At 39.8% G+C, this 11,879-nt stretch carries 9 protein-coding genes; 3 read left to right on the top strand and 6 right to left on the bottom strand.

Going from position 1 to position 11,879, the window contains the following annotated elements; translation table 11 throughout:
* Positions 1 to 337 precede the first annotated feature (337 nt).
* The 3 genes from KZ793_RS09860 (at position 338) to KZ793_RS09850 (ending at position 7,284) form a co-directional block, all read left to right on the top strand.
* Entirely contained in the window at positions 338 to 5,233 is a 4,896-nt protein-coding gene (locus tag KZ793_RS09860) for a putative adhesin (protein ID WP_225815176.1), read from the top strand.
* A gap of 420 nt (positions 5,234 to 5,653) precedes the next feature.
* Positions 5,654 to 6,007 carry a helix-turn-helix domain-containing protein gene (locus KZ793_RS09855; protein ID WP_225815439.1) on the top strand — a complete coding sequence of 118 codons (354 nt, stop codon included), beginning with the start codon at positions 5,654 to 5,656 and terminating at the stop codon, positions 6,005 to 6,007.
* The gene (locus tag KZ793_RS09850) at positions 6,004 to 7,284 is read left to right on the top strand and encodes a type II toxin-antitoxin system HipA family toxin (RefSeq protein ID WP_225815175.1); all 1,281 of its coding nucleotides are present in this window, start codon (positions 6,004 to 6,006) and stop codon (positions 7,282 to 7,284) included. The genes KZ793_RS09855 and KZ793_RS09850 overlap by 4 nt, the downstream gene beginning before the upstream one ends.
* A gap of 133 nt (positions 7,285 to 7,417) precedes the next feature.
* Here the strand turns inward: KZ793_RS09850 and KZ793_RS09845 are convergent, their stop codons facing one another.
* The 6 genes from KZ793_RS09845 to KZ793_RS09820 all read right to left on the bottom strand — a co-directional run bounded on the left by KZ793_RS09845 (position 7,418) and on the right by KZ793_RS09820 (position 11,647).
* Complete coding sequence (locus tag KZ793_RS09845; RefSeq protein ID WP_225815174.1) at positions 7,418 to 7,897, bottom strand: nuclear transport factor 2 family protein; 480 nt, start codon at positions 7,895 to 7,897, stop codon at positions 7,418 to 7,420.
* Between the two features lie 26 nt (positions 7,898 to 7,923).
* A complete protein-coding gene (locus KZ793_RS09840) occupies positions 7,924 to 8,529 on the bottom strand; it encodes a TetR/AcrR family transcriptional regulator (RefSeq protein WP_225815173.1) in 606 nt (201 codons plus the stop codon).
* 523 nt (positions 8,530 to 9,052) lie between these two features.
* Entirely contained in the window at positions 9,053 to 9,379 is a 327-nt protein-coding gene (gene yciH / locus KZ793_RS09835; protein WP_225815172.1) for a stress response translation initiation inhibitor YciH, read from the bottom strand.
* A complete protein-coding gene (pyrF, locus tag KZ793_RS09830; RefSeq protein WP_225815171.1) occupies positions 9,369 to 10,115 on the bottom strand; it encodes an orotidine-5'-phosphate decarboxylase in 747 nt (248 codons plus the stop codon). Before pyrF ends, yciH begins: the two co-directional genes overlap by 11 nt.
* A 44-nt stretch (positions 10,116 to 10,159) precedes the next feature.
* Positions 10,160 to 11,329 (bottom strand): lipopolysaccharide assembly protein LapB, encoded by a 1,170-nt coding sequence (gene lapB, locus KZ793_RS09825; RefSeq protein WP_225815170.1) that lies wholly within the window; start codon positions 11,327 to 11,329, stop codon positions 10,160 to 10,162.
* A 6-nt stretch (positions 11,330 to 11,335) separates the two neighbouring features.
* Positions 11,336 to 11,647, bottom strand: a complete 312-nt coding sequence (locus tag KZ793_RS09820; protein ID WP_225815169.1) for a LapA family protein — start codon at positions 11,645 to 11,647, stop codon at positions 11,336 to 11,338.
* Positions 11,648 to 11,879: the final 232 nt, after the last annotated feature.

Here is an 11,879-nt window from a genome sequence, read left to right as displayed (position 1 = left end):
TACTGTTTACTACTCGCTATAGAGTGCCTGTAATAAACATCCCGTATTAGCCACAGAGACCTTTCAGCTCACTCCTCAATGGATACATTGTGTTATATTTAACCATATTATAAAAAACTATAAATAAATATTTATATATAGTTATACTAATTAATAATTTTACAATGTTATTAATTGATATTTGATATTAACTGAGATCAACTATAATTACCCTGCCTTACGATTGTGACGCTAAAATCAAAAAATAATGTTTTTATATGAACAGTCATTTCTATAAATCAGATGGATGCGGTAGCTATATAGCTAAATAATAAATTTAATCAACTTGGAGGATTATATGTCACATTTTGAATATGATATCGTAAATAAAAACGATGCCTATCAATCAGAAGAAAATGAATATACCGTGGTCAATGGAGAATATTGGAAATATAAGGAAAAAGATGATAAAAACAGTGATAATATTTTTATTTCCCTGTTAAAAGGCAATCAAGACTATCCAACCTGGATAACCTCCGATATTAAAGAAGTAAGTCTATATATCATAGAAAATTTATTTTCTTATAATAAATACTCAACTAAATTACAACAGACTTTAAAACAAGCTGTGAATGCCGTTTTCAATGAATATTCCGAAATAAAATATTCTGATTTGCTGAATAACATTAACAATATATTCAACCTCTTTTTCATAAAGAATTATGATAGTCCTGATATCGATACAGCAATCAATATTTTAATATCAAAAATAGAAATTCATGAAAAATTAGCAAGCATAAATAAAGATAAAATAGATTCAGATCAAACTAAAATCGATATATGGCAGGAACTGGGTATCAACGCGGAAGAACCTTTACTGAAAATATATCGTCAGGCATTTTCTACCGAAGAGATCGATGATGAGGTCTATTCTGATGCATTGCTAACTTTTATGTCAGATGGCAATATAGCGTTAAGTGATAAAGAAAAATCAGATTATAATCAACGAATCAAAGATAAAGAAGATCTTTTCAAATCCTATAAAAAAGGTATTGAAAAGGTAAATAATTTAATTTCCGCTAATAATATTAATCCAGGCATTCCGATTATTCATCCAGAAACAAACCAAAGTATCAGTATTGGCGATGATATACTATTAGCTCTACTAGCCAAAGAAGAGGTAGCACTAAAAAAACAACATCGTACCGAATATAACCAGAAAGATATTCTTGAACTACAAACTCTACAAGCTGCTAAGTATCATTTATTAGTCTTATCTTCATTAGGTGCTCTATTATATCAGATTGTCCCTAAAGTCGAAAAAATGACTCAAGGTCATGGTGATTATCGCGATATCCTTTTTTCCCAAAATCAGGCTGAATTATTATTTAAAAAACATAATATTCACTATGATACTGATCATGTTCTTTCTCAAGAATCAAAACATATTGAAATGGAAGGCTGTATTATTTTAACAGCAGCAATCATTTATCAAATGAGAAAAGAGCATGCCAATGTGGAGCAAGCATTTAACTATTCCACATTAGAAACAATAAAATTATTTGAAAATGACAAGCAAAAACTTAATCCTTTCAATAAAAGTAACGTAGAGCCAGCAGGATACTTTTCTTTTATCGATTTCAAAAAGAGAGATAAATTTGATTCACAATATAATTTTAATGAACAATTTAATGTTTATAAAAACAAATACAGTCATTATGAATCCATTTCACTTAGTAAATTAATACTTTCATCTCCGGTTGCTCAATTAACTGCCGAAGAGATTATTAATCCACCAGAAGAAGCTTTTCTCTATTCAGTCGAACAGGGCATGGGAAATGTCGCCATGATAAAAATGTATCAGGGTAATTGGTTGGTTGTCTCAACAATACAAGGAGGAGTGAAAGCAAGAAAATATTCCCAACAACAAGTTGATAGCCAGCCCACCTTACGTGCTATGTCCAGACCTAATGCACTATTTTTAATTGAGCGAAAAATTATGATAGGCATCGGAATATTTATGGAAAATCAAATAGTCAATACTGGGAAAAGGCTGTTTCCAATTGGCTCTGAGCGGGCCAAAACCTTGAGTGGCTTCTCAGAAACAAACAGATATAAATATTCTTACGACGCATTTTGGAATGATTATTACGGTATAACTTCAGGAATGAATTCAGGAATTAGCTTCACAGGTTCACCTAAATTTAATTTTTATAAAGAAGAGAACTTACTTTCTATTACCGCAACGATAATACAGCAAGGTTTAAATGATATTGCAATAAAAAGTAAACAAGCACTGGATATTACTTCTGGGTGGCATATAGCAGCAACTATTCTTATTCCTTTCTATAATGTTATCTATAAAGCAACAACCGATAGTGAATATGAATTAACTGGAGAGGATATTGGCTCAATTGTCTTTGATACAGCGAATGTGCTGTTAGTTGTTGCTACCCTGGGTATGTCATTAACTGAATCAATGGCTGCAAAAGTCACACAAACCACATTGCGCCTCAGACAAGCCGGTCTGACTGGGAGAGCTTTAATTACAGCAGTTATCAGAACATTACCAGAGCATGGCATCATCACCTTGCGCCAATCTTCTAGTATTTTGCTCGGCGGATTAATCGATTTAATTGAACCTTTACCTATTAGATCAACGCTGACCTTAACTTACCGAGGCGTCGTAAGCGCAGTAGGTGCAATAAAAAATAGCATTAAACTTGAGAAAAGTTTCGCTGATATTTTTAGCAAAAGTACCAGAGGACTTGGTAAACTTAAATATGAATGGAAAGTCAGCAATATTTCACTCGACGGAATGGTACCTCATGCAAATGAGGGAGTATATAAAGGGATTTATTCAATACGCCCCACTAATGCGGAAACAGCAATTAAACAGAACTACTATATAAAGGAATCTGGTGCGAATTATCAAGTCAAATGGGATGAAGCAAACCACACCTGGCGCGTAGCCAACCCGGCTTATCCAGAACAATTTAGTTACTGGCCTGCGGTGAAATTAGATAAAAATGGACATTGGATCACTCATACCGATATATCCAATAAACTTCTTATCCTGGAACAAAGTAAAAAAATAGTTCAGGAACTTGAAGCAGCACGCAGTAATATTAATAACGATAAAATATTGGATGCATTTATTCATATCAATACCGCATTCAAAAATTATGAAAAGTATGATATCGATAAACTATCAGATATTACTGACACATTAACCCATTTCTTTGAAAAATCGCTAAAACTTGGAAATAAAGAAGCCCTACGCAACACAAAGGTAGTCAATATCCAACAAGCCTGGATACGTGAAGTCACCTTGCCATTACAGAATAATCTCAGTATTTCGGCTGAAAAAATTAATGCTATCAAAACCGAACTACCTTATTTATTGCGGGAAATCTATCCCATTGAAAATCAATTACCTAATGCACCAGAGATTAATAAAATCGCTCTAGCCATTGAAGAAATACCTGGCACACCTATGCCAAAATATTCTTCGGGTAATATCCAAAAAACAATACAATACACATCGATAGAGGGTAATCGTGTAGATATTCCTCCTGTCGGGATCACAATAACCGGTAATGATCTATTTATTAATCAAGTCACTCACGTACTAGATGAAATAAGTGAAATTCCTTCCGGAAATATCGTTATTCAGGAACTTGAAAAACAGGGTTTAAATATCCAACCACCGACGATGGATGCCATTGTACGCGAAAAAAATGGTCAATTTTATGCCCGTAATAGCGCCGGTAGCAGTATCGCCTTTGATCCAGAGAATCACCTGATTGGCACAGAAGAGAAACTGACCGAGGAGCCCTGGCGTTCCCGTGAACCTGCTGTCGCTTTATATCATGAGATGCTACATATCTATTATAATCGTTACCCAACATGGTTTACTTCTATCGATAATAAAATGATTGATCAAAAAGTCAGTGGCGGTTTTTCTTTGCTGGAAGAGTCACGTATTGTGGGAACAAAATATTTCTCCAACGATAAAAATACATTATTTGATTTCAGTGATTCTAACTATTTATTGGAAAATAATTCGGCTTTATTGACAGAAAATAGATTCAGAGCGGAATATGCTATATTCAAAGGTGAAAGCGAGTATATTATTCAACCTTATTATGGTAAAGGCGATAGTCAAATCCCATTAACAAGCACGAGAATAAGCACCAATGAATCACACCGTAATGTCATGGGTGTAGGTGATGGAAAACCTGAAAAAATGCCCGGAGAATCAGCTACCGATTATCGAAATAGAGTAAGGGAATGGCGAAAAACTAATAAAAAACCGGAAGAAGACATTGGAACAGGTGATTTTAGAAAGACAAAAGCACAATCCAGAATTGGGCTTTTACAAAAAGAATATCCTCAATTTGAACCGCAAAAAATTGAGCTTGGGGGTGCATTCGAATTATGGACAGTACCTAATGAACCTGCGAATAAATTGATGCTGAGTTCACATGGATATTTTTTCTCTGATAGTGCAGCGACGCAAGTCCCCACGGGAAAAACGATTCAATTTCTTGGTCCCCACGATCAGACATTATTAGAAGCACCGGATAATCCATTAAATTCGCCTTTTGATGTCACATTGGGTAATAGTGGCTTTACGATACAACCTTATGCAACGATAGAATCAGGCAATAAAGCAGGTGCGGCCAGTGTAAAAATAGGTGATAAAACGTTTACCGTGAACGATATTCAGAATATGGCTGCCGATGATATTGAAAATTATCGGCTAGCCACTGGAGTAGAAGCCAATACAACCAATCATGGCAAGGTGAGAAATTACGGTATCAAATATTATGAAAAAATGCCTGAGGAGGAGGTGAAGGCGGCAATATGGAAAAATAGAGCAGACAGTACAAATATCTATAAATATGATGCACTATTGGTTAGCCCAGAAGCTGGAAATCGTAAAAAATTGTCCGATATTTTTACTCTACTGAGAACCGACAAACGGATGGCAAAATATGATGAAATAACCTTTGTTGCCTGTCGTGAAGAATTGAATAGAATGAACATGAAATCAGTACATGATACCGGCCTTGGCGGTGGTTATGAACCCAAACTACAACCAACGGTGATTCTTTCACGTTCAAAACGATCGGTGACACTCACGCCAGACGGAGCAATAATTTATTCTGTTATTGCAGTCAATCTGCATCATAATTTCATAACAGAAAAAATCGTTGGTATAGCCCCTTTCCTATTTATGGATAATTAAAAGTTCTGGATAATTAAAAGGTCTCTTTGTATTACTTGAAACACCAAATTGAGGCGAGGAATTTTTTCTCGCCTTATTTATTTCAAACTATTCGTTGAAAATTAAATATTGCTGTACACATTCCATAGGAGATCTAACCATGCCAACACAACATGAGGAAACATTTCGCCGCAATATATCAGATCCTCTCCCGGTAGTCGGGTCGCCTTGATGTAGATAACTTATTACAAGTCAGGCATTCACTAGCATTTCTTTTATAAAGAGTTCATATAAAACTCTAAAGTATCTTAAATACCTTTATGAGACTTATATAAAGCTCTTAAAGTTTTCTTCTTTCATATCAGGTTTTGGTAAAATAAGAGGTATAATAAAGTCTCTTAACTACCAAATTCAAACTTAGGAGATGTGTTTGTGGCTCTAATGCTTTATACCGAATCGGAGTTGCTGGCAGAACTTGGGCATCGCCTCCGGGAACATCGGCTACGGCGTAACATGCTCCAGACAGAGCTAGCACTCAGGAGCGGTATTTCCGTCTCGGCGCTCAAAAAACTTGAAGGCAGCGGGCGGGGCACGCTTGAGAATTTTATGAAGGTCGCCTTTGCTCTGCGGCTGGAGAACGAAATTAAGTCCCTGTTTATGCTACAACCGGCCAGCATTGCTCAACTCGAAGCCATGAAAGCGCCGGTTCGCCAGCGCGCCCGGCGAACCCAACGTTCATCCCGGAAGCCCTCCGGCAATGGCCGCGCTCATCAATCAGGAGACTCAAAAAAATGACGACGCGAAACTTTCAGTACCGATCACTTGGCCAACTACAAGTGATCTACAACGGTCGTGGAGAACAGTGGGTATTGGGTCATCTGGCCGAAAGTACCGGGCATGGCCGCTATTTATTTGAGTACACCGACAAAGCTCTTGATAGCGGTATCGAATTCTCGCCTCTGCAACTACCACTTTCCGCTGATACTTACGCGAATTTTGAATACTTTCAGGACTGGCTCCCCGGCTTCATCGCAGATTCCCTGCCAGATGGGTGGGGACGGCTGCTTATGGACCGGTTCCTTCGCCGTAATCATGTCGATCCTGGTCGGATTTCCGTTCTGGAACGCCTGGCATTGCTCAGCGATAACACGATGGGAGCTCTGACTTACCAACCTGCCCTGCCTTTACCAGACGACCAGGAAGACAAATATAGTATTCTGAATTTGACCGGGCTGGCTCAGCAGATCCGTCAGGAAGTAACTGGTCAGGACTCGGAGGCACTGCGTGAACTTTTCCTACTTGGCGGCTCGCCTCACGGAGCCAGACCAAAAGCACAGGTAGAATATAATCCATCCACCGGCCAGATGAAAACGACTGCGTTCCCAGGGAGTGAGCCTTGGTTGGTCAAATTCCCCGCAGCAGAGGAAAATCCTTGGGTCTGTGCCCTTGAAGCAGCGTATGCCTGTACCGCCAGAATGGCGGGCATTGATTTCCCCACAAGTCGCTATTTCCGCCTTGAAGGAGAACTCGCTGCCTTCGGTGTCCGGCGGTTTGATCGTGAGAATGGAATGCGAGTGCCAGTACTGAGTATGGCCGGTGCCCTACATGCCGACTTCCGATTACCCTGTATGGATTACATAAATATCTTACGGGCGACTGGCTCCATCACACGCTCTGTTGTTGAGCGAGAAATCCAGGCCCGGCGTATGGTGTTCAACGTGTTGATGCATAATCGCGATGATCATGTGAAAAATTTCTCCTTCATTTTGAATGAAAGCAATGAGTGGGTCGTTTCCCCCGCCTATGATCTGACCTTTGCGGACGGCCCCGGCGGACAACATCAAACCTCGGTGACCGGCCACGGAACGGATATCACCCGCACCATGTTGCTTAAGGTTGCCAAAGATGCAGGCATCATGCCGGCCAGAATGAACACCATCATTGATGAAGTAGCGGATGTCGCCGCCGACTTCGCTCATATTGCACAGAATGTAACTGATGATATTCCCGCTGACGAACTTCATCAGGTCACGAACTGCATTAACCGAAATCTGTCCTGCCTCAAACGATAAATTCAGGGGACGAACCTTCTGGATTCTTCTGTTAATCAGAATCTGACGGCAGGGAGTACCGCACATCGGCAGCGTCCCGGCCGTCACCAGAAAAGAGTGGCAGCCAAACCTACGGCTTTATACTGCGATTAAATTACAATCCCAATTCAGATAATCCAGGGTGATCATCAGGACGGCGGCCTAAAGGCCAATGAAATTTGCGTTCAGATTCTTTTATCGGAAGATCATTAATGCAAGCATAGCGGTTGTACATCAAGCCATCTTCGTTAAACTCCCAATTCTCATTACCATACGAGCGAAACCAGTTACCGGAATCGTCATGCCATTCATAAGCGTAACGAACCGCTATTCTATTCTCAGTAAACGCCCAAAGTTCTTTAATTAAGCGATATTCATGCTCTTTCGCCCATTTTCTGGTTAATAAACCCTGAGCCTCTTTACGGCTATGCACGAATTCAGCACGATTACGCCAATGGGTATCCAATGAATAGGCCAACGAAACCTTTTCAGGGTCACGGCTATTCCATCCATCTTCCGCTAAACGGACTTTTTGAATAGCGGTTTCGCGGGTAAATGGCGGTACCGGCTGGCGAATTTCTTTTGTATCAGACATGTTGTCTCCTAATATTAAATTTTCCATTAACTCACATCGTATTTATTCAGCAATGCCTTAGCAATATTCATTGCTTCTAAAGCATAATTTCTATCATTCATTACATGAGCCGTTGTAATAGCGCCTTCTATCAGAATTAAAAATTTTCTGGCTAAATCCGCTGATGAATCTGGCGATATTTCTTCACAAATAGAAAGCACGTAAGTAAAAACTTTCTCTTTATGTTCCCTAGCAATGACTCTTACAGGATCATCAGGATTAGGGCGTTCACCGGATGTATTGATAAATGCACATCCTCTAAAATCATCACTTGCGAACCATCTTTGTAATACCAGAAAAATATTCAGCAATTTCTCTTTAGGTGTTTTATATTCGGCTAATGACGAGGTAAACCACCGCATCCAGCGCTCATCTCGCCGACGAAGAACCTCTTCTACCAACCCCTCTTTCGTACCGAAATAACGATAAATTGTCTTACGTGAAGAACCTGTCGTGCGCGTTATCAGATCGATACCTGTCGCTGCAATCCCCCTTGTGTAAATCAATTCCTCAACAACATCCAACATGTTTTCCCTGATGTTGGGCGCTTGCTCACCTTCCATGTTTTTCATGGTAGAACGATCATTCTCCATAGTCAACCTCTTTACTAAAAAAATGGATTTAAATTATTATCTCTATGATTTAAAAAGTAATTATAATACTCATCGCCTTTATCATCAAAACTGCTCATTTATACATGAGAACAACCTTAAATAATGATCTTATCAGAGAAATGAAGAAATAATATTAAATTTCACATTACCGTTTCTTGTTTATTATTTCAATTAAAAAATTGAAATTTATTTTTAAGAGGAAAAAAATAATATCAACAAATTATTCCCATAGAATATTTATAATAATATACCTTGCCTCTTTATTGTGAATTTTTTTAATTTAAATGCTTAGGAATATTATTAATAAATATATTAAAACGCTACCAATAATTAGACTCAGGAATGAAATATACCTAATAGATTTCGAGTTGCAGCGCGGCGGCAAGTGAACGAATCCCCAGGAGCATAGATAACTATGTGACTGGGGTGAGTGAAAGTAGCCAACAAAGCGGCAGCTTGAAAGATGAAGGGTATAAATGAAGGGCGAATATCCGCCCTTCTATCAACCACCCGCTAATTTAACTGTCATACCTTTAGCTTCAAGTAACTGTTTCAATAAATCTCTTTTATCGCCCTGAATTTCGATCTCACCCTCTTTGACTGAACCACCACAGCCACATTTTTTCTTCAATTCAGCCGCCAGCTCAACTAGTGTCTGATCATCAGCATCAATCCCGGTAATCACGCAAACCCCTTTTCCTTTACGGCCACTGGTTTGACGCTGAATACGAACAATGCCATCTCCTTTTGGACGCTGAGGTTTAACCACTTCTTCCTGAATACGCCCTATGTCTGTGGAATAGACCAACCGCGAATTATTATCTTGCATTAATCACTCCCGCAATAGATTGATTAATTTGACGCAATGTGGCCGCAGGATCGGCGGCACGGGTAATCGGACGCCCAATAACCATATAATCAACACCAGCCAATACCGCCTGTTCTGGCGTCATGATACGGCGCTGATCGCCCGCATCACTGCCCGTCGGACGAATTCCCGGAGTCACTAATTGAAAATTCTGACCACAAACCTTTTTCAGTTGCTGAGCTTCATGCGCGGAACAAACCACACCATCCAGCCCACATGCCTGAGTCAGTTTTGCCAACCTTTCAGCCTGTTGCACTGGTGTCATATCAATACCAATACCTTGTAGATCCGATTGTTCCATGCTGGTTAATACCGTGACAGCAATTAACAACGGAGCATCATGACCATAAGGTAGCAACGCCTCTTTCGCCGCGGTCATCATTCTGGCACCACCACTAGCATGTACGTTTACCATCCAAACCCCCATCTCAGCAGCAGCGGCTACCGCTCTGGCGGTGGTATTAGGAATATCATGGAATTTCAAATCCAGAAATACTTCAAAACCCCGTTGATGCAGCAATTTAACAAACTGCGGACCATGCAGGGTAAACATCTCTTTACCTACTTTCAGACGGCAATCCTGTGGATCAATTTTGTCGGCAAAAGCCAGCGCCGCATCTTGGTTGTCGTAATCTAAAGCAACAATGACAGGCGAGCTAATCTGTCTACCAAACGATGTTAAGGTATGAGATGTCATTTTTTAACCTTTTTAACTAACAAAGCAATATTATGGTGACACTGTCACTGACCATCTAATCCACGGATCGGTTTAATTGAATCCCACGAACGACATGATGGGCAGTGCCAATAAAGTGAATGAGAAGTAAAGCCGCACTTATGGCAGCGATAATTAGGTTTGGTACGAATTTGTTCACCAACCATGTCCCGTAGCAAGATAATGCTTTCTTTTGCCCGCCCCTCTTCTGCCTCAGCCAAATGGTAATCCATCAGGCGATAAAACAGGCGCATGGTTGGATGACGCTCTAATCGATGGTTAATGTAAATTTGCGCAATTTCATGCCCTTCTTGCTGCTCGACAATATCAGCCAGCAAAAGTTCGGCCGCTGCCCCACAATCCTCCTCGACACAACGTCTCAGGAAATCTTCCCATTCATCAATCTTATTCAGATGCTGGTAACACTCCTGGAGAATAGACAACACCTCACTCACCAACTGTTTATCCTGCTCAAGAACAGATTTTAAAGCATCCGCCGCTTTGTTGTACTCTTGCCGGGCCATAAACAGGCGCCCCAACATGATAGAAACTCTGGCGCAGTTTTTATCTGCCTGAACCGCTTTATTGAGATAACCGATAGCCTCGTCAAGATCATCACCGCTCATCTCCTGTAAAGCGAGTTCACAATAAAAATGCGCAATTTTTTCCCGTAAATCATGTTTGCCAGATTTGACCAGTTTCTCTGCGATATCAATGGCTTTTTTCCAATCACTGGTTGATTGATAAATAGTCAGCAATGATTGAAACGCATTTTGCCGAAAATCTTTTTCATTCACCAATTGAGCAAACATATTTTCAGCCCGATCATACAAACCCGCAGACATATAATCGCGGCCCAATTGTTGCGTGGCAAGCAAACGCTGATCAAATGTCAGAGCAGCACTTTCCATAAGAGATTGATGAATACGGATAGCCCGTTCTACTTCTCCCCTGGAACGGAATAGATTCCCCAAAGTCAAATGCGCTTCAAAAGCAGAACTGTCCTCTTTAAGCATTTCAAGAAACAGATCCACGGCTTTATCTTGCTGGTTAGAAAGGAGAAAGTTAACCCCGGCAACATATTCTCGTGATAAGCGATCAGCATTTTGTTGCTTATCCTGTTGAGCACTTCTGCGCCCCATATACCAGCCATAAGCAGCGGCCACAGGAAGCAACAGAAACAACAGCTCTAACATAGGAGTTTATTCCTTGCTAAGTGCAAGCGATGAATGAGTAACCGAAGGTTCAACAGGTTGCTCCAGTTGCGCTTCAAGTCGCTTAATCTTGCGTTCAGCTCTGCCTAATGACAAACGAGCACGAAGATAAAATAATCCACAGAGAACCCAACCTAACACGAAACCGCCAGCAAACAATACAGCCAAAAGTGTAGATACAGAGTAATTCCCTTTAGCAATCAGATAGTTAAATGTAACGTTCTGATCGTTATTTGATCCAAGAGTCATTGAGATGACAAAGATCACCAATACCAGTAATAAAATCAGAAAATATTTCACATTTTTTCCTGTTATCTATTGTTGCTTGGACATTATGCTGGATAACGGCTCATTAAATTAGCATTTCCAGTCTGGATAAAGGAAGCAATTTATCATGATAAATGCGTCTTTCAGCTTTTTTACGATATCTTCCCATCGATTAAGTGTAAATAAGAAGCAATTATACCGCCAAATCTTGTTTGGTAAATTAATTCATATCTGGCACCGGATTATTTTATACCCTTCATCTTTC

Source organism: Photorhabdus antumapuensis, assembly GCF_020387775.1.
In the GTDB taxonomy this organism is placed as follows: domain Bacteria; phylum Pseudomonadota; class Gammaproteobacteria; order Enterobacterales; family Enterobacteriaceae; genus Photorhabdus; species Photorhabdus antumapuensis.
The sequence above is the reverse complement of the archived record's forward strand: the minus strand, read 5'-3'. Positions and strand labels throughout refer to the sequence as shown.

What these genes read in the sequence shown, in the direction of transcription:
- KZ793_RS09860 (WP_225815176.1), top strand. Translation starts at nt 338, where the DNA reads ATGTCACATTTTGAATATGATATCGTAAATAAAAACGATGCCTATCAA.
- KZ793_RS09855 (WP_225815439.1), top strand. Translation starts at nt 5,654, where the DNA reads ATGCTTTATACCGAATCGGAGTTGCTGGCAGAACTTGGGCATCGCCTC.
- KZ793_RS09850 (WP_225815175.1), top strand. Translation starts at nt 6,004, where the DNA reads ATGACGACGCGAAACTTTCAGTACCGATCACTTGGCCAACTACAAGTG.
- KZ793_RS09845 (WP_225815174.1), bottom strand. Translation starts at nt 7,897, where the DNA reads ATGTCTGATACAAAAGAAATTCGCCAGCCGGTACCGCCATTTACCCGC.
- KZ793_RS09840 (WP_225815173.1), bottom strand. Translation starts at nt 8,529, where the DNA reads ATGGAGAATGATCGTTCTACCATGAAAAACATGGAAGGTGAGCAAGCG.
- yciH (WP_225815172.1), bottom strand. Translation starts at nt 9,379, where the DNA reads ATGCAAGATAATAATTCGCGGTTGGTCTATTCCACAGACATAGGGCGT.
- pyrF (WP_225815171.1), bottom strand. Translation starts at nt 10,115, where the DNA reads ATGACATCTCATACCTTAACATCGTTTGGTAGACAGATTAGCTCGCCT.
- lapB (WP_225815170.1), bottom strand. Translation starts at nt 11,329, where the DNA reads ATGTTAGAGCTGTTGTTTCTGTTGCTTCCTGTGGCCGCTGCTTATGGC.